Consider the following 21,874-nt stretch of genomic DNA (forward strand, 5'->3'; position numbering starts at 1 on the left):
GATCGCGCACCGCACAGGCGGCGCTCGACCTCACAGGCGCTGAAAATGCAGCGACCAACACCTGCCGACGACGAGCTGCGGTGTCAAACCCCTGGTGCGCTGGGCTCGAAGGCCCCCTGCCGGCGGCGGTTGACGAAGAAGTACGCCGCATAGCACAGGGCAATGAAGCCAAAGCCCCAGTACAGCGACGGCCGCTGGGTTTCATCCAGCGCCAGGAACACAAACAGCGAACTGCACAGGGTGATGCACAGCAGCGGCACCAGGGGGTACAGCGGCGCCTTGTACTTCAGGTCCTGCAGTTGCCCGCCGTCACGCAGCCATGCCTTGCGGAAACGGTACTGCGCCAGGGCGATGACGATCCAGGTCACGGTGCCGGACATGCCGCTCACCGCCATCAGCACCATGAACAGCGTGTCAGCCGCGACGAAGCTGGTCATCAGCGAGATCAGCGCAAAGCACAGGGTGATGCTCAGCGCCCGCAGCGGCACGCCACGCTTGCTCAGCGGCGACAGGCTTTTCGGTGCCATGCCAGTCTTGGACATGGCCCAGAGGATGCGCGTGGAGGCATACAACCCGGAGTTGCCCACCGAGAGGATGGCCGTGAGGATGACGAAGTTCATCAAGTCGGCGGCGTAAGGGATGCCGACCATGTCGAACACCTGCACGAACGGGCTTTCCATCAGCCCGGCCTGCTCGTGCGGCACAATCGCCGACAGCACGGCAATCGCCAGCACATAGAAGATCAGCACGCGGAACACCACATTGCGCACCGCCCGCGGGATGCTCTTTTCCGGGTGCTCGGTCTCGCCAGCCGCCACCCCCATGATTTCGCAGCCCTGGAAGGCGTAGACCACGGTCATCATCACCGCGAACACTGCCGACAGGCCATGGGGGAACAGCGACTCGCCCACCAGGTTGTTCAGCATCGGTGCGGGTGCCCCGCTGCTCAGGGGGATGGCACCGAAAATCACCAGCAGGCCAATGACGATGAAGCCGAGGATGGTTGCCACCTTGATGCCCGAGAACCAGTACTCGGCCTCGCCAAAGGCACGCGTGGCCAGGGCGTTGAGCCCGAACAGCACCACCACGAACAGCGCCGACCAGTACCAGATCGGCACCTCCGGGAACCAGCGGGTCATCAACATGCCGGCAGCGGTGAACTCCAGGCCTACGGTGGTGGCCCAGCTCATCCAGTACACCCAGCCGATCATGAACCCGGTGGCCGGGCCAATGTATTTGGTGGCGTGGGCCTGGAACGAACCGGACACTGGCATCTGCACCGACAGCTCGCCGAGGCAGACCATCACCAGGTACATCAGCAAGCCCGCGACCAGGTAAGCCAGGATCGCGCCCACCGGCCCGCCCTGATTGATGGTTACGCCCGAGCCCATGAACAGGCCGGTTCCAATAACCCCACCCAGCGACAGCATGAAGATGTGCCGGCTTTTCAGGGCGCGGGTGAGCTGGATTTTTTCAACGCTGTCAGTCATGGCACACCTCGCCATTGCGGCCGGTGCGTGGGAGGGTTCGAATGAGGGGCTGAGCGCTACGGCATGTCATTATTCTTGTCTCCAATAAGCCTCATGGACCGTGTGCAACACGGTTGCCATGGATTATTGGAAACGGATGTAAGGCGCCGTTGTACGAACGGATCGAAGATGTAAAAAGTCGTAAGCTTTTTGTACGTCAGCTCTGAATCAACTGTTCCAGCGTGGCACTGGCCTGACCTAGCTGGGTAGCCAACGGCTCACCGAGGGCTTGCATGGCCTGTACGTCATGCTGCCGGGCCGCCTCCTCCAGACCACGCAACACCGTCGCCAGCCCGGTAAACCCCAGGGAATCGCAACTGCCAGCCAGGCGGTGGGCCAGGTGCAGCACTTCGGTGAAGTCCTGGGCTGGCAGCGCCTCGGCCAGCGCCGTGGCGTACTGCTGCAGTGACTGGCGCAGGACCTTCAGCAGGCCTTGCAACTTCTGCTCCCCCAGCAGTGAACGGTGGGTGTCGAGCAATGACCAGTCCATGTCTGCGCCAGCGCTGGCCACTTCACCGGGTGCTACGTCAGCCAACGCTTTGCGCAGGTTGTCCAGCCGCAAAGGCTTGGCCAGTACGCCCTGCATGCCAGCGTCCAGATAACCCGCTACCTGGCCCGGTTGCACGCCGGCCGTCAGCGCCAGGATCCGACTGTGGCGGTTCGGCCCAGGCGAGGTACGCAGCTGTCGGCACAACGCCACCCCGCTCATGCCCGGCAAGTGCACGTCCAGCAGAACCAGGTCGAAGCGCCGCTGCGCGCATGCCTGCAGGGCTTGGCTGGCGTCTTCGGCAAAGCTTACCCGGTGACCGTCGCGCAGCAGCAGGCCACCGGCAACCTCACGGTTCAGGGCAACGTCTTCGACCACCAGGATATCCAGGCTGGGCAAGGGCGAAGGAGCTGGTGCCCCCGCTGAGACAGGCTGCCCGCGAGCCATGTCGAGCTCGAACCAAAAGCAGCTGCCCTGCCCTTGAACGCTCTCAAGGCCGATGCTACCGCCCAGTTTTTCCACCAGGTGCTTGCAGATCGCCAGGCCCAGGCCAGTGCCGCCATAGCGCTGGGTCACAGCTTCGCTGGCCTGGACGAAACGGTCGAAGATCTTCGCCTGAACGGCGGGTTCGATGCCGATACCGTTGTCACGGACCGACAGCCGCAAGCGCTGCGAGCACTCGTTATTGGCAAGCACCTGTACCGTCAGCTGTACCTGGCCGTGCTCAGTGAACTTGATGGCGTTGGCCAGCAGATTGCTCAGCACCTGTCGCAGGTACTGCTCTGCGCCGTACTGGTACGCGGCCAGTTGCTCATCGACCTGCAGTTGCAGGGTGTCGGCATTCTCCATGGCCATGGGTTCGAGCAACGCCAGCACCTCCTGGCACAACTGACGCAAGGAAAACACCACCCGTTCGGTGCGGCTCTCGCCTTCTTCGAGCCGGGCGAAATACAGCACTTCGTTGAGAATCGCCAACAGCCCTTCGCCAGCCTTGTACAAGGCCTCGACACGCTGGCGGTCGGCGACCTCCAGGCGCCCGCCGCGCAGCAGTTCGGCCATGCCCAGAATACCGTTGAGCGGCGTGCGCAATTCATGGCTCATGGTCGCCAAAAAGCGCGACTTGGCCAAGTTGGCAGCCTCGGCCTCGTCCTTGGCCCGAGCCAGGCTGGCCGTACGCCGCTCGACCATGGCCTGCAATTCGTCGCGTTTACCCTGCAGTTCCAGGCGGTCGCGCTCACGGCGCTCGATATCGCTGAGGATGGCGCGACGCATATCGTCCAAGGCATTGGCCACAGTGTCGATTTCGTCGGGGCGCGATGATCGGCGGCGGCCAAGGCGCAACGGCTCCTGCCACTGGCCGGCGCCAATGCGGCGGGCGAACTCGGCCATCACTTGCAGGTGGCGGGTGACCAGGCGGTAGAACAGCCCTGACAGCGCCACTGCCAGGCCGCACAGAAACACGCCCATCCACAACAGGCTGGCAAGGCCCGTGGCGTAAAGCCGCCGGTGTACCGCGCCAAGGTCGATGCTGACCTCCAGTTCGCCCAGGTGCCTGACCGGCCCTGAGGGCGGCTGATAGTCGAGGGGGAAGCGCTCGATGCGCAGCGGCCCTTGGGGCTCGGGCTCACCGCGTAACAATGGGAAATCCTCACTGACCAGACGCACCCGCGCCACATCGGAGAAGTCCACCAGGCCGCGCAACTGAACATCCAGCTGCGCCTCGTCGAGGTCCCACAGGCTGCGCTCCAGGCTGGCCAGGTAGCCGGCGCGGATCAACGCCATGCGTGCCTCTATATCCCGCATTTCGCGACGGTACTCGAAGTAAAGCTGCACGCCGCTGGCCAGCACCGTGAAGCACAAGCTGAACAGCAGGATGAACAGCAGCAGGCGGCGCAGCAGGCCATCTGTGCGCAGGCGGATCATCGTGCATCCGCCGGCAGGTTGATCATGTCGCGGTAAGTGACTTCACTTTGCTCCAGCCAACGCGCGATCTCGCCCGCTTGGTTCATCCGCTGCAACTGCGCGTCGATTTCACCCATGTGCTGGCTCAAGGGTGACTGTCGCGATACCGCCACCCGCAGGTAGTCGACGCTCAGTGCCGTGGGCAATACGCGGATGTCCTGCGCGCCGGGCAGGTGCTCGATGAACAGTTGGCCGGTGCGCCGCTCCTGAATCACATAGTCAATGCGCCCGCGGATCAGCTTGCCGAAGTTCTGTTGGCTGGACGACACCCGCTCGATGTTCTGGTGGCGGGCGACGAAGCGGTCAAATTCGGCGCCATAGCTTTCACCGTACAGCAGGCCGCCGCGGTAACCCGCCAGGTCCTCCAGCTGCTGGAACTGCACCGGTCGCTTGCGGTTGTAGAACACGGCCACTTCCTCGCGCAACACCGGCTCCGTGGAAAAACGCATGCGCTGGTCACGCTGGTCGCTGTTGTAGGCCAGGACCACGTCCACCCGCCCGGCGGCGGCGTCCATCAGGCAGCGCTTCCAGTTGCCCAGCACCACGGTTTGCACCTCGTAGCCCATGCGCGCGAACAGTTCGCGCACCACGGTGGGGGCCAGGCCGCGCACCTGGTGGCCGTCGCTCCAGGAAATGGGCGGGTACACCGGATAGTCACAGTAGCGCACCGGCTCACTGGCACTGGCGTGCAGGGTGGGCAACGTCAAGGCCAGCGCCAACCGCCAGGCGCGAGGAATCATGCTGCCACACTGGCGGTGAACAGGTAGCCGGTGCCGTGAATGGTGATGATCAACTGCGGTTCGGCCGGGTCGTCATGCAGCTTGCGCCGCAGGCGGCCGACCAGCACGTCGATGGAGCGGTCGTTGGGCACCCACTCGCGGTTGCGAATCTGGTCCATCAACTGGTCGCGGCTGAGGGTGTGGCCGCTGTTGCGCAGGAACACGCTGAGCAACTGGAACTCACCGTGGGTCAGCAGGGTTTGCCCGCCACAGGCGTCGATCAGGCGCCGGCGGTCGGTATCCAGTGCCCAGTCGGCGAACTGCTTCAGCGACTGCGGGCAGGCCGGGGCGGGGTGCGCCTCGCGGGCATGGCGCACGCGGCGGATCAGGTTTTTCGCCCGGGACACCAGCTCGCGGGGGTTGAGCGGTTTGATCACGTAGTCATCTGCGCCGCATTCCAGGCCAACGATGCGATCGATGTCGTCATTGCGCCCGGTGACGAGGATGATGCCAACCTCCGAGCGCACCCGCAGTTCGCGGGTCAGGGTGAGGCCGTCCTTGCCGGGCAGGCGGATGTCCAGCAGCACCAGGTCGACATCCTGGCTGGCGAGCAGGGCTTCGGCCCTTTCCGCGGTGTCGGCGCAGTGTACGTCGTAGCCCTCCCGGGACAGGTAGGCCTGCAGCAAGTCACGAATAAGCGGATCGTCATCGACGATCAATACCCGAGGCGTCATTGCGTGTTGTCTCTTTTTTATTGGTGTTGTTCTACACACTCGCGACAGCAGCGTACTCGTTACTGAACAGGTGATCAACAGCCCTCGGACAGGCTGAAGCGCCTCCGGCCACCGGCCTGCAGGCCGTCGACCCAGGCCTCGCAGATGATCACGCCCTGCTCGGGGGTGAAGGTGCCGGGGTTCAGGCCCGACTCCAGCCACAGGCCATCAAGCAAGGCGCTCAGGCTGATGGCCGCCAGGTCGGCATCGAAGCCCTGCCAGCCCTCCTCCTCGGCCAGCCTGGCCAGTAGCTGGCCAAGTTCGTTGCGGTACTCGCCGTAGGAGTGGTCGTGCACCTGGTTGATCGCGTCGGCGGTCTTCACCGCCCCCCAGAAAGCCAGCCAGGCATCGAGCAATTGCGGGTCGAGCAGCTCGGCGCAGAACGAGGCACGGAAGAACGCCGACAACCGCTCGCGGGCATTGGGCGCAGCCTTGGCCATGGCCTCGCGCAACAGGCTCATCACCCGACCGGTGACGGCCATGTAAGCCTCTGCCACCAGTTCGTCCTTGCCCGCGTAATGGTGGCTGATCAGCCCGACCGAGACCCCGGCCTCGGCCGAAATCTTGCGGATCGAAGCCCCCTGGAAACCATGGCGTTTGAGGCACACCAGGGTCGCCTCGACCAGGTTGGCTTTGCGCAATTCCGGCAGCATGCGGTGGTAGCGGGCTTCCTGAGTCATTGGTGGGTCTCTGGTTAGGGGCTGGACTGAACGACTGTACAACAAGCCGGACTGCGTGATAAACCCTAAGCGCCACTGCCCGGCAGGGCCCCCTCACAACAACAAAAGCGGCTGCCATGAACGACCTGATCACACGCGAGCTGGACCAAGGCCTGCTGACCCTGGCCTTCAACCGCCCCGACAAGCTCAATGCCCTGAACACTGCCATGTACCAGCTGCTGGGCGACCTATTGCTGGCGGCAGATGAAGACCCCGCTGTCGATGCCATCATCATCACCGGTGGGCCGCACTGCTTCAGCGCTGGCAACGACCTTCGCGACTTCCTCGACAACCCGCCCAGCGACCTGGACAGCCCGGTGTTCCGCCTGATGCGGGTGATCATGGGCCTGGACAAGCCGTTGATCGCAGCGGTCAGCGGTGCCGCGATCGGCATCGGGGCCACCCTGTTGCTGCATTGCGACCAGGTACTGGTCAGCCGCTCGACCAGGCTGCGCATGCCTTTCGCGCCGTTGGGTGTGTGCCCGGAGTTTGGTTCCAGCCTGCTGCTGCCTCGTGTGCTTGGCCAGGCCCGCGCGGCACGCTTGCTGCTGGCCAACGCATTGCTCGATGGCGAACAGATGCTGGCCTGGGGGCTGGCCAATGAGCTGCATGAAAACGGCGAACAGTGCCTGGAAGCTGCCCGCACGCTGGCGCGGCAGCTGCAAGGCTACCCGCAAGCGGCGCTGCGGATCAGCAAGCGGCTGCTCAAGGACAGCCAGCGGGCGGAGCTGGAGGCCACGGTGGCGCGGGAAAGCCAGTTGTTCATCGAGTGCTTGCGTACTGAAGAAGCGCGGGCAGTGCTGCGAGGGCTTATCAAGGATTGAAGGGTCGGGCGCGGTCTTTATGGGAACAACTGTCTTGCTCAAATGTTGTTGCACTAGTACCCGGTCATCTCCAGATACCCGCGCCCGCCCGCACTCCCGTTCAAGCGTACCGGCCCTTCCCAATACGGGAACCGTGTCTGCATCCATGCCTGCGGCTCCACGGCATCGACCTGCACATCCACCCCATGCTCCGGCACTTGCACCCGCCAGCGCGTCGGCACCTGCTTGCCGTTTTTCTGCGCAGACCAGGCCAGCGCCTGCAGCTGGATCTGTGCTGCGTCCAGCGCCACCACCTCACCCTGTGGCCCGACCCAGGTCCCGGCGCGATAAGGTTCCCCGTGGGCCTCCCGTACCTGGAACAGCATCAGCTTGGCGCCACTGTCCAGGTGCAGGGAGAACCAGTCCCAGCCGGTCTGCCCGGGGGCCAACGGCTGGCTGCTCCATTCCCGGTCCAGCCAGGCCCGCCCGGTCACCGCGATGCACAGGCTGCCACGCTGGACGTGCCCCTGTACGCGGTAGAAAGGCTGGCTGTAATAGTACGAAGCCTGGCCCTTACCTGATTTTTCGCTGTAGCCCTGCTCACCATGCAGCACCAAGGGAAGATCGCTGTGCAACTGCAGGTCATAGCGAAAACCATCGCCACTTGCGCCCATCTGTAGCTGTTCAATACCGCCCTGGCCCTGCAACACCCAGTCATTGATCCATGCGCGAAACGGCTGGGCCTGCACGCCGGCCTGGCCGATCCCCCCCCGCGCCAGGGTTTCAGCAGCCTGATGGCCACCCGGCCCGGTCAGTGCTGCATGCCCCATCCACAGGTTCGGGCTGTTCCAGCCGCTGGTCTCCGGACCGGGGCGCAAGGCCGAGCGGAACAGTGTCCACTGGGCGCCCCAGTCACGGCCCTGGGCGTCCTCGAGGTTTGCGGTGACATACCACCACTCGATACGAAAGCCGTCGTGGGGGCCGTGGTCATGCGGGAAGACCAGACGATGATCGCGGGTCACCTGGCTGAACTCGCCAGCCTGCTGCCCGAGCCCGGCATAGCTCTGCGGTGCAGGCTGATCACAGCCGCACAACAAACCACTCAGCAACAGCCACGCATTAAGCTTCATCGGACAACGGCCTCAACAGTTCACGCGGCTGGCGGCGCGCCAGCTGCCACAGCGGCCAGACGCAGGCCAGCAGGCTGGTGAGCATGCCCAGCACGGTCAACTGCAGCAGTTGCATGGGGAACACATAGAGCGGTAACCGCCAGCCGAAGGCCTGCACGTTCACCACCGCGACCAGGCACCAGGCCAGCAGCAGCCCAAGCGGAATTGCCAGCAGCACGGTGAAGCTGCTGAGCATGAGTGTCTGCCCCAGGCTCAACCAGACCAGTTGCATGCGCCGCCCCCCCAGCGCCCACAGCGGTGCCAACTGGCCCAGCCGCGCCTGACCCAGGGTCAGCAGGTTGATGAACAACGCCACACCGGCCACGCCAAGGGTAAGGCTGTTGAGGGCTGCGGTGGCGGCAAAGGTGCGGTTGAACACGTCGGTCGACCAGCGTTTCAGGCGCGCCTGCTCGACCACCCGGCTGTCATCCAGGGCAAAGTGCCGTTGCAGCGCGGCCTTGAGCGATGCCACCCCTTCAGCGCTCAGGTCGACACTCAAGCCGGCCAGGGTTGCCTGTGGCCAGTGGGCGCGCAACCAGTCGGCATTGACCAGTACATGCCCCTTGGGGTTGCCGTAATCGGCATAGATCCCCACCACGGGCAAGGCTGGCATGCCTGCGGGCAGCTTCAGGCTGTCACCCAGTTGCAGGTTCAATCGCCTGGCCAACTGCTCACTGAGCATTACGGCTTGTCCGCTGGCCAGTTGCTGCCAGGCGCGCGAATGCTGTTCCAGCAATGGCCAGCGCGTACGATAGGCAGGGTGATCGACAATGCCCTGCACTTGCACCGGCCAACCTTGCAGATGCATGTCTGCGCGCCAGCCGGGCAGGACCACGCTGGCCCCGGGCTGCTGCTTGAGCCACTCGACTATCTGCAAGCCTTGGGCCGTGTCCCGCGGGGTGACATACAGGTCGGCGGAGAGACGCAGGTCAAGCCAACCGACAAACGTCTTGCGAAAACCCTCGGTCATGCTGCCCACGCCAACACTGGCAGCCAGGGCCAGCAAAAGGGCGACCAACGCCAGGCTCAGCGCTGGCAACTGCTGGCGGCTGTCAGCCACGAACCATTGCGCCAATGGCCGGTGGCAACGACGCGCCAGCCAGGCCAGTACCCGATCGAGCAACGCCGGCAACAGCAGTGCCGCCGCCAGCAGCAACCCTGCCAGCATACCGAACGCGCTAAGCAAGCCAGCCCCGAAGACACCACAGCCCAAGGCCAGCAACAGCAGCAGGCCCGCTAGCAAAGCCTGCCGTTGCAACCATGGCCCCTGCGCCAGTCGCCAGGCCTGGGGTTGCGCCAGCGCCAGCAAAGGCAACCGGGCAGCGCGCATTACACTCTCCATGCCGGCCAGCAATGCCCCGAGGACACTCACCAGCACACCCAGCAGCCACCAGCCCGCCGGCAGGCTCAACGTGCCGGCGACCTGGGCGCCATACAGGCCACGCAGGCTGGCGGCCACGTCGGGCAGCAGCCACGCGGCCAATGCGTAACCACTGGCCACCCCGGCCAGCCCACCCAGTGCCGCGAACAGGCCCAGCTCCAGCACCAGGGCACCCAGCAGGGTCTTCAGGCTGACGCCGCACGCGCGCAGGTTGCGGATCAGCCCACGGCGCTGCTCCAGCGCCAGACCGATTGCGGCGTGGGCAATGAACAGGCCGACGACGAACGCCAGCAGGCCGAGCGCGGTCAGGTTGAGGTGGAAACTGTCGGTCAGGCGCTGCAAGCCACCATCGTCCTGCCGCGGCTGCAGTTCAAGGTAGCGGGCGATATCTGCAGGCAACGGCCCGGGCGTATCGGCCAGCAGCAGACGAGACAACTGCCCCGGTGCGTTCAGCAACGTCTGCGCGTGGCCGATGTCCACCACGATGACCCCGGGTGCCAACGCAGGCTGCAAAACCATAGGCGGCAGCAACTGCCCTTCACTGTCGCGGGTCGGCGACCCGGGGCTTGTGTTCAGTTGACGCAAGGTGTCTGGCCCAACCCAGGCTTGCCCGGGCGAGCCGACGAACGCTTGCAGGTCGAATGCCTGCACCTGCACTCCGGCAACGCTGCTGGCAGGCGGCAGGCTCAACGGCTCGATGCCGATCAGGCGCACACTGCGTGCGGGCTCGCCCGGCAAGCGCAAGCGCCCTTCCAGCACCGGCGAAACAGCCCAGCCCAGCCTGCGCAGTTGCACGTACAACGCCTGATCAAAGCGCTCGCCATTGCGCGCGATCAGTTGCGCCTGCAACGGCCCGGTCAATACCGCGCTGGCCCGGGCATAGTCGCTGCGTGCCTGGCTGTTCAACGCCTGCACGCCGGTCCACAACGCCGTGGCCAGCCACAGGCCAGTGAAGATGCTGAAGCACTGCACACGATGGCGCCGCCAGTGGCTGAGCAGCGCCAACAGGGCCAGCGACAAAAGCTTCATCAACCCTGCTCGGGCCGAACACGGCCGGCCTGCAGGTAGCACCGGTGCTGCAAACGCGCCGCCAGCCGCGGGCTGTGGGTCACCATCAGTACGCCGCTGCCGGCTTCGGCGACCAACTGCAGCAACAAACTCAGCACCTCGTCACTGCTGGCTTCATCGAGGCTGCCGGTCGGTTCGTCAGCCAACAGCCAGGCCGGGCGCCCGGCAAGCGCACGGCCGATGGCGACGCGCTGCTGCTGGCCGCCAGACAGTTGTTCCGGGTAACGCCCGAGCAGGTCCGCCAGGCCAAGACGCTGCGCCAGGTAAGCCGCCCAATGCGGGTCATGCCGCCCGGCGAGGCGGGCCTGGAAAGTGAGGTTCAGGCCCACGTCCAGGCTGCTGATCAGGTTGTACTGCTGAAACACCAGGCCGATCCCCTCCCGCCGCCACTGCGCCAGCGACGCTTCCGAACGGCCATCGAGCGGAACGTCGTCGATCAGAATACGGCCACTGTCCGCTCGGTCCAGGCCAGCCACCAGGTGCAGCAAAGTACTCTTGCCGCTGCCCGACTCGCCCATCAGCGCCAGGCTGCTGCCCCGCGCCAGGCGCATGTCCACCCCCTGCAAAATGGGGAGCGGGCCTTGGGGGGTGGGGAATGATTTGTAGAGATGTTCGATGGCTAGCATCGAGTGGCCTTGATGGGTTGGGTGTCCCTTTAGGCATAGCAGGTTCGGCCAAGGCTGCTCCTGCACCGGCCGCATTGATCGATCTCGCCGGTGCCCTCCTGTTCAAACGACGTGCTGCTGCAGCCGCCCCCTCTGATCGCAGGGTCCCTCCAATAATGGATCCACTAAGAACCGATAATCGCACAGAATTCGCATTACCCAAGCAAAATTCGTTGACCTAGCACGCCCATCGCAGCCTTAATGGATCCATTAAATAAAAACAAAACCCGGAGAGCCTCCCATGTACCCTAAAAACACCTGGTACGTCGCCTGCACCCCCGACGAAATCGCCACCAAACCCCTGGGCCGGCAGATCTGCGGGGAAAAAATCGTTTTCTACCGCGCCCGAGAGAACCAAGTAGCCGCCGTCGAGGACTTCTGCCCGCACCGCGGCGCACCGTTGTCGTTGGGCTATGTCGAGGACGGCAACCTGGTGTGCGGCTACCACGGCCTGGTGATGGGTTGCGACGGCAAGACCGTGTCGATGCCGGGCCAACGGGTGCGTGGCTTCCCCTGCAACAAGACCTTTGCGGCGGTCGAGCGCTATGGCTTCATCTGGGTCTGGCCCGGCGACCAGGCGCTGGCCGACCCGGCGCTGATTCCGCATCTGGAATGGGCGGTGAATGATGAGTGGGCCTACGGCGGCGGGCTGTTCCACATTGGTTGCGACTACCGCCTGATGATCGACAACCTCATGGACCTCACCCATGAAACCTATGTGCACGCCTCCAGCATCGGCCAGAAGGAGATCGACGAGGCACCGCCGGTCACCACCGTCACCGGCGACGAAGTGGTCACCGCCCGGCACATGGAAAACATCATGGCACCGCCGTTCTGGCGCATGGCCTTGCGTGGCAACGGCCTGGCCGACGATGTGCCGGTGGACCGCTGGCAGATCTGCCGTTTCACCCCACCTAGCCATGTGCTGATCGAAGTGGGTGTAGCGCATGCCGGCAAGGGCGGCTACCACGCCGAGGCACAGCACAAGGCGTCGAGCATTGTGGTCGACTTCATCACCCCTGAGAGCGATACCTCTATCTGGTACTTCTGGGGCATGGCGCGCAATTTCGCTGCGCACGACCAGACTCTGACCGACAACATTCGTGAGGGCCAGGGCAAGATTTTCAGCGAAGACCTGGAAATGCTCGAACGCCAGCAGCAGAACCTGCTGGCCTACCCCGAGCGCAACTTGCTGAAGCTGAACATCGATGCCGGCGGCGTGCAGTCACGCAAAGTGCTGGAGCGGATCATCGCCAGAGAGCGTGCGCCGCAGCCGCAACTGATCGCCACCAGCGCCACCCCTGCCTGAGGAACAGCCGACATGATCGATGCCGTAGTGGTCTCCCGTAACGATGAAGCCCAGGGTATCTGCAGCTTCGAGCTGGCAGCGGCAGATGGCAGCCTGCTGCCGGCGTTCAGCGCCGGCGCCCATATCGACGTGCACCTGCCCGACGGGCTGGTGCGCCAGTATTCGCTGTGCAACCACCCCGAAGAACGCCATCGCTATCTGATAGGCGTGCTCAACGACCCGGCTTCGCGGGGCGGCTCACGTAGCCTGCACGAGCAGGTGCAGGCCGGTGCCCGGTTGCGTATCAGTGCGCCGCGCAACCTGTTCCCGCTGGCCGAGGGGGCGCAGCGCAGTGTGCTGTTTGCCGGCGGCATCGGCATTACCCCGATCCTGTGCATGGCCGAGCAGCTGTCCCACAGCGGCCAGGCCTTCGAGCTGCACTACTGTGCCCGCTCCAGCGAGCGTGCGGCGTTTGTCGAGCGGATTCGCAGCGCGCCGTTCGCTGATCGGCTGTTCGTGCATTTTGACGAGCAGCCGGAAACGGCGCTGGACATCGCCCAGGTGCTGGGCAACCCGCAAGATGATGTGCACCTGTATGTATGCGGACCGGCCGGGTTCATGCAGCATGTGCTGGACAGCGCGAAGGGGTTGGGCTGGCAGGAGGCCAACCTCCATCGCGAGTACTTCGCCGCAGCACCGGTGGATGCCAGCAACGATGGCAGTTTCTCGGTGCAGGTGGGCAGCACGGGACAGGTGTTCGAGGTGCCAGCCGACCGGACCGTGGTGCAGGTGCTGGAAGAGAACGGTATCGAGATCGCCATGTCGTGCGAGCAGGGTATTTGCGGCACCTGCCTGACACGCGTGCTGCAGGGTACACCGGACCATCGCGACCTGTTTCTCACCGAAGAGGAACAGGCCCTGAATGATCAGTTCACGCCCTGCTGCTCGCGCTCGAAGACGCCGCTGCTGGTGCTGGACATCTGACCCGGCTTACGACGAGGGCAGGATGACTTTCATGCCCGCGTCCGCCGCAGCCCCGCCAAAGGTTTCGGCATAGCGCAAGGTGGCATTGGCGTGCTCGCGCATGATCGCTTCGGCGCGGGCACCCTGGCGGTTGACCAGGGCGTCGAACACGGCGTGGTGCTGCATGTGGGCGAAGTTGAAGCGCCGGTACTCGCGAGCCAGATCATGGCGGTCCACCGCCAGTGCGGTGACCGAGGCGAATGGCAGGTGGTCGTTGCGCGCCAGGGCAACGGCAATGGCCGGGTTGTGGCTGGCGTCGATGATCACCTGATGAAAGCGCATGTTCAGGTCATGATAGACCTGCAAGTCGTCTTCGCTCACAAAGCCCTTGTCGAACAGCTGATCGCCGTCGACCAGGCACTGTTGCAGCGCAGCGCGTGCTTGCACCGACAAGCCACGTTCTGCAGCCTGACGCGCCGCCAACCCCTCCAGCACACCGCGCACCTCGACCGCACCCGCGATGTCATCGGCGCTGACCGAGCGCACCTGAAACCCCCGGCCACCAAAGCGCACCAGCAGGCCTTCCTGTTCGAGGGTGCGAAATGCCATGCGCACCGGCATGCGTGAAACGCCGAACAGTTCGGCGGTTGGGACTTCCATCAAGCGCTCGCCGGCCGCCAGCTCGCCCGAAGCGATCATCTTGCGCAACGCAACCAGCACCATCTGACCGGGTTTGCTCATCCAGGCGACTTCCAAAGACATGAACGGGCATCTTAGCGCAAGCCGAGGGGTTGCAGCAGGCCTGTGTAGGAGCGGGTTTACCCGCGAAGCAGGCGACGCGGAACATGGCACCGGCTACGCCGGTGTTCGCGGGTGAACCCGCTCCTACGGGGGGGCGCGCCAAGAAGCCAACCTGGCGCAAGACATGCGCTGTAAATGTAGGAGCGGGTTTACCCGCGAAGCAGGCAACGCGGGGCATGGCACCGGCTTTGCCGGTGTCCGCGGGTGAACCCGCTCCTACAGGGTCAGCGGGTAGCTGACGATCAGTCGCGTCTGGTCGAAGTCGCTGTTGAAGCTGCGCCGGTTGGTCGCGTTGTTCAGCCGGATGTTGAGGTTCTTCAATAACCCACTCTGGAAGGTGTAGTTCACCTCGGTATCGCGCTCCCACTCCTTGCCATTGCTGCCCGCCGCCGTGGTGGCGTTCTCGCCATGCCCGTACCGCACCATGGCCAGCAGCCCTGGCACACCAAGCGCGGCAAAGTTGTAGTCATAACGCACTTGCCACGAACGCTCGTCAGCATTGCTGAAGTTGCCGTTGAACATGTCGTTGCCCAGGGTTCGCCCACTGCTGCCGTAGACCGACATCCACTGACTGTCGCCACTGACCTTCTGCAACCCCAGGTACAGCGTGTGGCCACTGTGCGAAGCTGACAACAAGGCGTAGCCGGTGCGGCTCTGGATGTCGCCGATGCGCGCCTGCCCGTCATCCCGGTCGATGAAGTAGCCAAGGTTGGCCCCCAACGTCCACTCCCCTACCCGCTGACTGTGCAGCAGGTTGAAGTAGCTTTGCTGGTAGATGTCCTCCAACTGCGAGTGCCAGGCGCCGATCAGTGTGCGCTGCTGGTTGAAGCGGTACTCGGCGCCGGCGTAGTTGAAGCCGTCCGAAGTGACCCCGGGCGCGGCCCAGGCAGATAGGTCCTGCATGTCCGAAGAGTTGCGCAAGCTCACCTCGCGGTACTGGCCGGCCTGCAGGCTCAGGCCTTCGATTTCGCGCGAGTCGAGCATGGCGCCACGGAAGGTCTGCGGCAGCAGGCGGCCATCGTCGTAACGCAGTAGTGGAATATCCGGCAACAACTCCCCCACCTTCAGCTCGGTCGAGGAAATACGCAGCTTCGCCGCCAGCCCCGCCCTGCCGTAGTCGTCGGCCGCACGCCCGTCATCGTGCACCGGCAGCAGTTCAGAGCCGCTGGTACCGCGGCCGCTGTCCAGCTTCACGCCGAACATGGCGATACCGTCCAGGCCAAAACCGATCAGCCCCGGCGTGTAGCCAGAGCTGAACTTGAAGATGAAACCCTGGGCCCATTCTTCAACCTTGCCCTTGGCCGCCCCTGGGTCACGGAAATCACGGTTGAAGTAGTAGTTGCGCAGTGTCAGCCCACCCTTGGCATCTTCAAAGAAGCCCCCCTCTTGCGCCCAGGCCGGCAAACCAAGGCCAAACGCCAGCGAAACTGCCAGGACCGAACGGGCCAGCGTGCAAGTTGTGTCCATCATTATTATTGTTCTCCACGTTCAATAGGCGCAGCAGACCGCCCCAGGCCAGCATGACCCGGAGCAGTAAGTTGCATTCAGATACCCGGCAAGGCCGGGTTGCACTCAGTGACTCAGTGCATCAGCAGGCAAGGCGGACGCAGGCTTGGTCGTTGGGCGCAACAGCAGCAGGCAACCCGCGGCAAGCACGAACACGCTGGCGAACACGCCGTACAGATGCAGGGGTTGCCAGCCACCATCGAGCAGCACGCCAGCCACGGTCGGCGACAGGATCGCGCCCATGCGGCCGATGCCGATCCCCCAACCCACGCCGGTGGCGCGTACCGACGCGTCATAGACCACCGGCGACAAGGCATACAGCCCAGCCACGCAGCCGTTGGAAAACAGCCCGATCAGCAGGCCCAACGCCAGCGCCGCAGTGACCGAGGCACCATTGGCCACGAACAGCACCAGCAGCGCCGCAGTGATGAGCATGAACAACGCCAGCACGCGGGTCAGTGGCCAGCGCGAAGCCAGGCCGCCGATCAGCGCCGCGCCAAGGATGCCGCCCACGCTCAACAGCACCCCGCCGGTGATGCCTTGCTGGGCCGACAAGCCGGCGGCCACCAACAGTTTCGGCGTCCAGCTCATGACGAAATAGAAGCCGAACATGACCAGGAAGAACAGCAACCAGATCACCAGCGTGGTGCGGCGCATGTCCGGTGTCAGCAGCTGCTTGAAACCGCTGCTGACACCTTCTGCCCTTGCGGCAACAGCCGGCAGTTGCGCCAATGCCGGCTGGCCGAGGCGCACAGCCAGCCGGTTGACCCGGACCAGAGCATTGGCCGGCCGGCGTGCCAGCAGAAAGTCCAGCGACTCTGGCAACCACAGCAGTACCAGCGGGATCACCAGTACGGTGACGATGCCGCCAAACAGAAATACCGAGCGCCAGCCCCAATGCCCCAGTAGCCATACCGCCAGCAAACCGCCCAGGGTCGCACCCAGCGCATAGCCAGTGGACTGCAGGCTCACCGCCAAGCCGCGCCAGCGTTTGCTGGCGTATTCACTGGCAATCACATTGCTGCTCGCCAGGATGCCACCGATGCCCAGCCCGGTCAGGCCACGCAGCAGCGCCAGTTGCAACGGGCTCTGGCTCAGTGCCGAGAGCAGCATGCCGATACCGGACAGCGCCAGGCACAGCAGGATCAGCGGTCGTCGGCCAAAGCGATCAGCCCACGGCGCGATGAACAATGACCCGGCCGCCATACCGAACAAGCCGGCACTGAGCAGAAGCCCCACCTGCGCCCCGTTCAGGTTCCACTCGGCAGACACCGAGGCGGCGGTGAAGGCCATGACCAGCACGTCGAAGCCATCGATCATGTTGAGGATGATGCAAATACCAATGGCCAGGCACTGAAAGCGACCCATCGGGTCGTTGTCCAGACGTTGCTTGAGATCGGTATTCATGGGGTCACCTGCCGGCCAGGCTTGGCCACAGGCGAGAGGAACGATGCGCACGCGCAGGCGCAACGGGAGGAACCCTGACGGTTCAGTGCCGCTGGATAGCCATTCATGACTGGACCCTTTTTGTAATTGTTATCGCATACGGCAGGAGGGCTCCGGCCGTTGTCAGGCGCTAATCAACCAGATAATGGATCCACAGACAACGTGACGAAAGCACTATCAATCAATCAGGCGTGACCAATTCCAGTTCATCGCCAGCAAAAATCATAGTTATTGTTAATAAATTCAATAGGTTAAAAATTCGCAACCACCGAAACTTGATGTTCGGTTACCGAACAGAATCGATTTGTGGATCCACAAATCATAAAACCCCCCCCCTGACTCGCCATCATGACTCCGCAATGAACAAATCTTCATATTCCACCTCAGCGCCCTGATCATGGGGGGCACAGCCGATGCCAGCCAGCGGGCAGCCGGGACTCGTCTTGAGGGTGCGGTACGGGTTGCGTAGCATCCGCGGCCCGATCGCGCGCGTATTGCCACCCCTCTGGATCGATTCACAGATGCCGCAACCCATCCCGCTAAAGGACCACGAAAAGGAAAAGCACCTGGTCAACCGTCGGCTTCTGGCCTGCGCTGCCATGGTGTTCAGCCTGTGTGCCGTCCTGGTGGGCCGGCTCTATGTGCTGCAAGTGCTGCAGCACGACCAACAAACGGCCGTGTCGGAAAACAACCGCGTGCACGTGCTGCCCATCGCCCCCGAACGCGGGCTGATCTACGACCGCAACGGCGTGGTACTGGCCGACAACAAGCCCAGCTTCGACCTGACGATGACCCGCGAGCGAGCAGGCAGCGACTCGGCCAAGGTGCTCGACACCCTGACGCAGGTGCTGGGCCTGACCGAAGACGACCGTAAGCAGTTCGACAAGGACCTGCGCCGTGGCCGCAAACCGTTCGAGCCCGTGACCCTTATGGTGGGTCTGAGCGAGGAGCAGATCGCCCTGGTAGCGGTGAACCAGTTCCGCCTGCCGGGCCTGGAGGTGGAGCCGCAGTTCATCCGCGAGTACCCACTGGCCGGGCATTTCGCGCATTCAGTGGGCTATGTGGGGCGCATCAACGAGAAAGAAGCCAAGACGCTCGACAGCACTGAGTACCGCGGCACCCAATCGATTGGCAAGACCGGCATCGAGCGCTTTTACGAAAGCCAGCTGCATGGCCACGTGGGCTACGAAGAGGTCGAGACCAACGCTCAGGGGCGGGTGATGCGCGTGCTCAACCACAAGGACCCGACCCCTGGGCAGGATATAGTCCTCACCCTGGACGCCCATTTGCAGATAGCCGCAGAAAAAGCGCTGGGTGACCGCCGTGGCTCGGTGGTGGTATTGGATCCGGCCAATGGTGACGTACTGGCGATGGTCAGCAACCCCAGCTTCGACCCCAACCTGTTCGTCAAGGGCATCAGCTTCAAGCAGTATGCCGCGCTGCGCGACTCCATCGACCGCCCACTGTTCAACCGCGTCCTGCGCGGCCTGTATGCGCCTGGCTCGACCGTGAAGCCTGAAGTGGCCATCGCTGGCCTCGACAGCGGGGTGATCACCCCTGGCAGCCGGGTATTCGACCCGGGCTACTACGAACTGCCCAACTATGACCACAAGTACCGTAACTGGAACCGCAGCGGCGACGGCTGGGTGGACATGTACACCGCCATCATGCGTTCCAACGACACCTACTTCTACGACCTGGCGCACAAGCTGGGCATCGACCGGCTGCACGACTACATGGCCGAGTTCGGCTTGGGCCAGAAGGTGTCACTGGACATGTTCGAGGAAGCCTCCGGGCTGATGCCCTCGGCCGAGTGGAAGCGCGCCACGCGACGCCAGGCCTGGTTCCCGGGCGAGACGCTGATCCTTGGCATTGGCCAGGGTTACATGCAGGTCACCCCCCTGCAACTGGCCCAGGCCACCAGCCTGCTGGCAAGCAAGGGCGTGTGGCACCGCCCGCACCTGGCCATGACCGTGGGCGGCGATACGCCGATCGACCCAAACCCCATGCCCGACATCGTGCTGCACGACAAGCATGCCTGGGACCAGGTCAGCCAGGGCATGCAGATGGTCATGCACGACCCGCGCGGCATTGCCCGCGCTGCGGCCGCCGGTGCCCAGTACCGAATTGCCGGCAAAAGCGGTACAGCGCAGGTGGTGGCGATCAAGCAGGGTGAGCGTTACAACCGCAACAAGACCCTGGAGCGCCACCGCGACAACGCCCTGTTTGTCGGCTTCGCTCCGGCTGAGCACCCCAGTGTGGTGGTGGCGGTCATGATCGAGAACGGCGAGGCTGGAGGCCGGGTCGCAGGGCCGGTGGTGCGGGAGGTGATGGATGCTTATCTGCTGGATGAGCAAGGGCACCTGAAGCCGGAGTATGCGGGCGGCGCACCCACTCGGGGTGTGCCACACACATGATTTGGCGTGGCCGCTGTGGAGGCGGCTTTAGTCGCGAATGAGTCAGGATGCCGTGCGCGGCATCAGCTCATACGGGTGTTTCCACCCCGGCAGCGCCTGGATCCGGGCTTTCCAGGCCTCGATGTGCGTGAACTCTGCCAACGGGATACCGGTGTCTTCTGGCATGAACACATACCCCGCCAACGACAGGTCGGCGATGGTCAACCGGCCACCGACCATGAATGGCGTCTTCGCCAGGTGTGCGTCGACAATACGGTAAGCCGCCGTGGCACGCTCGCGCAGGAACCGCGTGACATCGGTTTCGCCGGTGTTCTTCAGGCAGAACAGAAAGCGCAGCGCAGCGTAATAGCTGGTGAACTTATGGTTGTCGAACAGCATCCAGCGCCAGATCTCACGCTTTTCATCTTCATCGCGGGGCCCGAACTGGCCGGTCTGTTCGGCAAGGTATTGCAGAATCAGCGCAGACTGGGTGAAGCGCTTGCCAGCATGCTCCATCACCGGCACCTCGCCCTGCTCGTTCACCTCATCGCGCCAGGTTTGCTCACGCGTCTGGCCATGGAAGAAGTCGACGAACACCGGCTGCCAGTTCTGGCCGGTGAGTTCAAGCATGAGCGCAGCCTTGTAGGCGTTACCGGATTCGGCGAAGCAGTGCAGCTTGTACTCGGACATGGGCGAACCTTCAGTTTCCTTTGAATGATCGGCAGGGCGCTCTGCGGGTTTGCCCGCGAAGCCCATCCACTCAAGCAAATCACGCGCGTCCCGACGCGGTCAATCCATGACGCGCTCCGTCGACACCTTGAAAACCGTGCGTTCAGCCATATCGTCAGCGGCAGGTGCACCTTCATCCCCGACACGCTCCTGCCAGCAGAACGGAACTACCCGAACGCCTCAACCGTCTTAGACACTGAGTGGTTTAATTCCCTGTACTTCACGTTATTGGAGAACACGACATGCGCCACCTACTGCTCGCCCCTGCGCTGCTGCTCCTGATGCCTGCCGGTGCTGCCCTGGCCCGCGTCGATGCGGGCGACGTCGCCACCTCGGCCGGTGTTTCCGCTTCGCTGTATTCGACCTTCAAGGATGACAAACGGATCATCCCGGCCCGTGACGAACTTTCAGCGTTCGTCGCCAGCGGCGGTGCCATCCGCGGCGCCTATGTGGAGTCGGCGCTTGAACAGGCCCGCAAGGACCATCCTGGGCTGCAGGCCAACGATGAAGAGCTGGCCCGGGCCATCCTGTCGCAAGATGACCCTGTGGCTGACCATTGAGTAAACCTGTACCGGCCCTTTCGCGGCGGTTCGACGCGAGAGGGCCGATACAAGGCCGCTTCACCCCCAGCCATCCATACGCATGGTCGCCCTGACCAGGCGCTGCTCTTCCTGCTCGATCTCCCGCAAACTGTCGCGTATGCCGTTGATATGCTCTCGCGCCGCCCGCTGCGCCTGTTCGGGCAGTTGCTCCATGACCGCGTGATACAACCGCGCATGCTGCCGATCAATCTGGCGTTTCTGCGCTGGCCGGCAGTACAAGTTGTTGACCGACGCAAACACAGTGCTCAACGTCAGGTCACTGAGCGATTGCAGGGTATGCACCAGCACCGGGTTATGCGACGCCTCACTGATCGCCCGGTGAAAGGCATGGTCACGGCGGGCATGCTCACGGGCATCGAGCGCCTGCGCAGCCTCGTGCGCAGCCAGCATTTCTTCGTAGCGCCGGCGGATCAGCAGGCGGTCGACGTCGGTAGCCCGCAACGCCGCCAGCCGCGCCGACTCAGCCTCCAGCAACGCCCGGACCTCCAGCAGGTCGAACAGCGTGCGCGGTTGCGAACTGAACAGGTGCATCAAAGGCGTAGCACCCGCCTGCCCGGTGAGATCGGCGACGAACGAACGCCGCCCCTGTTCGGTGTCGATGATGCCGCGCCCACGCAAAACGCGCAGGCCCTCGCGCAAGGCCGAACGTGAACAGCCAAGCTTTTCCACCAGCCGCCGCTCCGACGGCAGCGCCTGGCCCACCTTGAGCACGCCTTCGACGATAAGCCGCTCGACCCGTTCGGCCACCTGGTCGGCGACCTTGACCTTGCCTTCAGTACCCACTGCACACACTCCTGCTGGTAGGACCACTTTGACTTATAGCGCCAATCTAGCCGGACAGAGCCGTGAGTAAACAGCACTGTTCGAA

Annotated in this window: 18 protein-coding genes; 5 read left to right on the plus strand and 13 right to left on the minus strand. The window is 63.9% G+C overall.

Annotation, left to right across the window (positions count from 1 at the left end; translation table 11 throughout):
• Window positions 1-83 precede the first annotated feature (83 nt).
• From FQ668_RS17825 to FQ668_RS17845, 5 genes are all read right to left on the minus strand, one after another.
• Window positions 84-1,490, minus strand: a complete 1,407-nt coding sequence (locus FQ668_RS17825) for an amino acid permease (RefSeq protein WP_014590549.1) — start codon at window positions 1,488-1,490, stop codon at window positions 84-86.
• 196 nt (window positions 1,491-1,686) lie between these two features.
• The gene (locus FQ668_RS17830) at window positions 1,687-3,939 is read right to left on the minus strand and encodes a hybrid sensor histidine kinase/response regulator (RefSeq protein WP_019438341.1); all 2,253 of its coding nucleotides are present in this window, start codon (window positions 3,937-3,939) and stop codon (window positions 1,687-1,689) included.
• The gene (locus FQ668_RS17835; RefSeq protein ID WP_014590547.1) at window positions 3,936-4,718 is read right to left on the minus strand and encodes an ABC transporter substrate-binding protein; all 783 of its coding nucleotides are present in this window, start codon (window positions 4,716-4,718) and stop codon (window positions 3,936-3,938) included. Before FQ668_RS17835 ends, FQ668_RS17830 begins: the two co-directional genes overlap by 4 nt.
• Window positions 4,715-5,431 carry a response regulator gene (locus FQ668_RS17840; protein ID WP_014590546.1) on the minus strand — a complete coding sequence of 239 codons (717 nt, stop codon included), beginning with the start codon at window positions 5,429-5,431 and terminating at the stop codon, window positions 4,715-4,717. The genes FQ668_RS17835 and FQ668_RS17840 overlap by 4 nt, the downstream gene beginning before the upstream one ends.
• A 74-nt stretch (window positions 5,432-5,505) precedes the next feature.
• Window positions 5,506-6,150 (minus strand): TetR family transcriptional regulator C-terminal domain-containing protein, encoded by a 645-nt coding sequence (locus FQ668_RS17845; RefSeq protein WP_014590545.1) that lies wholly within the window; start codon window positions 6,148-6,150, stop codon window positions 5,506-5,508.
• Window positions 6,151-6,266: 116 nt separating this feature from the next.
• On the opposite strand from FQ668_RS17845, the gene FQ668_RS17850 reads away from it, so the two are divergent.
• Window positions 6,267-7,013 (plus strand): enoyl-CoA hydratase-related protein, encoded by a 747-nt coding sequence (locus tag FQ668_RS17850; protein ID WP_019438342.1) that lies wholly within the window; start codon window positions 6,267-6,269, stop codon window positions 7,011-7,013.
• Between the two features lie 53 nt (window positions 7,014-7,066).
• Here FQ668_RS17850 and FQ668_RS17855 read toward each other — a convergent pair whose 3' ends face one another.
• The 3 genes from FQ668_RS17855 to FQ668_RS17865 are packed head-to-tail and all read right to left on the minus strand — an operon-like array spanning window position 7,067 to window position 11,236.
• Window positions 7,067-8,122 (minus strand): lipocalin-like domain-containing protein, encoded by a 1,056-nt coding sequence (locus tag FQ668_RS17855; RefSeq protein ID WP_076402913.1) that lies wholly within the window; start codon window positions 8,120-8,122, stop codon window positions 7,067-7,069.
• Entirely contained in the window at window positions 8,112-10,571 is a 2,460-nt protein-coding gene (locus FQ668_RS17860) for an ABC transporter permease (protein WP_144180432.1), read from the minus strand. Before FQ668_RS17860 ends, FQ668_RS17855 begins: the two co-directional genes overlap by 11 nt.
• Window positions 10,571-11,236 (minus strand): ABC transporter ATP-binding protein, encoded by a 666-nt coding sequence (locus FQ668_RS17865; protein ID WP_041166917.1) that lies wholly within the window; start codon window positions 11,234-11,236, stop codon window positions 10,571-10,573. The genes FQ668_RS17860 and FQ668_RS17865 overlap by 1 nt, the downstream gene beginning before the upstream one ends.
• A gap of 280 nt (window positions 11,237-11,516) precedes the next feature.
• On the opposite strand from FQ668_RS17865, the gene FQ668_RS17870 reads away from it, so the two are divergent.
• Together FQ668_RS17870 and FQ668_RS17875 are read left to right on the plus strand one after the other, a co-directional pair.
• Entirely contained in the window at window positions 11,517-12,584 is a 1,068-nt protein-coding gene (locus tag FQ668_RS17870) for an aromatic ring-hydroxylating dioxygenase subunit alpha (protein WP_019438345.1), read from the plus strand.
• Between the two features lie 12 nt (window positions 12,585-12,596).
• The gene (locus FQ668_RS17875) at window positions 12,597-13,547 is read left to right on the plus strand and encodes a PDR/VanB family oxidoreductase (protein ID WP_014590539.1); all 951 of its coding nucleotides are present in this window, start codon (window positions 12,597-12,599) and stop codon (window positions 13,545-13,547) included.
• Window positions 13,548-13,553: 6 nt separating this feature from the next.
• Here FQ668_RS17875 and FQ668_RS17880 read toward each other — a convergent pair whose 3' ends face one another.
• From FQ668_RS17880 to FQ668_RS17895, 3 genes are all read right to left on the minus strand, one after another.
• Window positions 13,554-14,267 carry a GntR family transcriptional regulator gene (locus tag FQ668_RS17880; protein WP_003256147.1) on the minus strand — a complete coding sequence of 238 codons (714 nt, stop codon included), beginning with the start codon at window positions 14,265-14,267 and terminating at the stop codon, window positions 13,554-13,556.
• 276 nt (window positions 14,268-14,543) lie between these two features.
• A complete protein-coding gene (locus FQ668_RS17890) occupies window positions 14,544-15,797 on the minus strand; it encodes an OprD family porin (RefSeq protein WP_144180436.1) in 1,254 nt (417 codons plus the stop codon).
• Between the two features lie 102 nt (window positions 15,798-15,899).
• A complete protein-coding gene (locus tag FQ668_RS17895; RefSeq protein ID WP_144180438.1) occupies window positions 15,900-17,240 on the minus strand; it encodes an MFS transporter in 1,341 nt (446 codons plus the stop codon).
• Between the two features lie 560 nt (window positions 17,241-17,800).
• Between FQ668_RS17895 and mrdA the strand changes: the two genes are divergently transcribed.
• Window positions 17,801-19,696 (plus strand): penicillin-binding protein 2, encoded by a 1,896-nt coding sequence (gene mrdA / locus FQ668_RS17900; protein ID WP_014590536.1) that lies wholly within the window; start codon window positions 17,801-17,803, stop codon window positions 19,694-19,696.
• 42 nt (window positions 19,697-19,738) lie between these two features.
• On the opposite strand, the gene FQ668_RS17905 is transcribed toward mrdA, so the two are convergent.
• The gene (locus FQ668_RS17905) at window positions 19,739-20,365 is read right to left on the minus strand and encodes a glutathione S-transferase family protein (protein WP_019438347.1); all 627 of its coding nucleotides are present in this window, start codon (window positions 20,363-20,365) and stop codon (window positions 19,739-19,741) included.
• A gap of 281 nt (window positions 20,366-20,646) precedes the next feature.
• Here FQ668_RS17905 and FQ668_RS17910 point away from each other — a divergent pair, with 281 nt between their 5' ends.
• Window positions 20,647-20,964 carry a DUF2388 domain-containing protein gene (locus FQ668_RS17910; RefSeq protein ID WP_014590534.1) on the plus strand — a complete coding sequence of 106 codons (318 nt, stop codon included), beginning with the start codon at window positions 20,647-20,649 and terminating at the stop codon, window positions 20,962-20,964.
• A gap of 60 nt (window positions 20,965-21,024) precedes the next feature.
• Here FQ668_RS17910 and glcC read toward each other — a convergent pair whose 3' ends face one another.
• Window positions 21,025-21,789, minus strand: a complete 765-nt coding sequence (gene glcC / locus FQ668_RS17915) for a transcriptional regulator GlcC (RefSeq protein ID WP_144180440.1) — start codon at window positions 21,787-21,789, stop codon at window positions 21,025-21,027.
• Window positions 21,790-21,874: the final 85 nt, after the last annotated feature.

Source organism: Pseudomonas sp. Kh14 (assembly GCF_900291005.1).
In the GTDB taxonomy this organism is placed as follows: Bacteria; Pseudomonadota; Gammaproteobacteria; order Pseudomonadales; family Pseudomonadaceae; genus Aquipseudomonas; species Aquipseudomonas alloputida.

Excerpts from the sequence above, each read along its gene's own strand:
- FQ668_RS17825 (WP_014590549.1), bottom strand. The coding sequence starts at position 1,490 with ATGACTGACAGCGTTGAAAAAATCCAGCTCACCCGCGCCCTGAAAAGC.
- FQ668_RS17830 (WP_019438341.1), bottom strand. The coding sequence starts at position 3,939 with ATGATCCGCCTGCGCACAGATGGCCTGCTGCGCCGCCTGCTGCTGTTC.
- FQ668_RS17835 (WP_014590547.1), bottom strand. The coding sequence starts at position 4,718 with ATGATTCCTCGCGCCTGGCGGTTGGCGCTGGCCTTGACGTTGCCCACC.
- FQ668_RS17840 (WP_014590546.1), bottom strand. The coding sequence starts at position 5,431 with ATGACGCCTCGGGTATTGATCGTCGATGACGATCCGCTTATTCGTGAC.
- FQ668_RS17845 (WP_014590545.1), bottom strand. The coding sequence starts at position 6,150 with ATGACTCAGGAAGCCCGCTACCACCGCATGCTGCCGGAATTGCGCAAA.
- FQ668_RS17850 (WP_019438342.1), top strand. The coding sequence starts at position 6,267 with ATGAACGACCTGATCACACGCGAGCTGGACCAAGGCCTGCTGACCCTG.
- FQ668_RS17855 (WP_076402913.1), bottom strand. The coding sequence starts at position 8,122 with ATGAAGCTTAATGCGTGGCTGTTGCTGAGTGGTTTGTTGTGCGGCTGT.
- FQ668_RS17860 (WP_144180432.1), bottom strand. The coding sequence starts at position 10,571 with ATGAAGCTTTTGTCGCTGGCCCTGTTGGCGCTGCTCAGCCACTGGCGG.
- FQ668_RS17865 (WP_041166917.1), bottom strand. The coding sequence starts at position 11,236 with ATGCTAGCCATCGAACATCTCTACAAATCATTCCCCACCCCCCAAGGC.
- FQ668_RS17870 (WP_019438345.1), top strand. The coding sequence starts at position 11,517 with ATGTACCCTAAAAACACCTGGTACGTCGCCTGCACCCCCGACGAAATC.
- FQ668_RS17875 (WP_014590539.1), top strand. The coding sequence starts at position 12,597 with ATGATCGATGCCGTAGTGGTCTCCCGTAACGATGAAGCCCAGGGTATC.
- FQ668_RS17880 (WP_003256147.1), bottom strand. The coding sequence starts at position 14,267 with ATGAGCAAACCCGGTCAGATGGTGCTGGTTGCGTTGCGCAAGATGATC.
- FQ668_RS17890 (WP_144180436.1), bottom strand. The coding sequence starts at position 15,797 with ATGATGGACACAACTTGCACGCTGGCCCGTTCGGTCCTGGCAGTTTCG.
- FQ668_RS17895 (WP_144180438.1), bottom strand. The coding sequence starts at position 17,240 with ATGAATACCGATCTCAAGCAACGTCTGGACAACGACCCGATGGGTCGC.
- mrdA (WP_014590536.1), top strand. The coding sequence starts at position 17,801 with ATGCCGCAACCCATCCCGCTAAAGGACCACGAAAAGGAAAAGCACCTG.
- FQ668_RS17905 (WP_019438347.1), bottom strand. The coding sequence starts at position 20,365 with ATGTCCGAGTACAAGCTGCACTGCTTCGCCGAATCCGGTAACGCCTAC.
- FQ668_RS17910 (WP_014590534.1), top strand. The coding sequence starts at position 20,647 with ATGCGCCACCTACTGCTCGCCCCTGCGCTGCTGCTCCTGATGCCTGCC.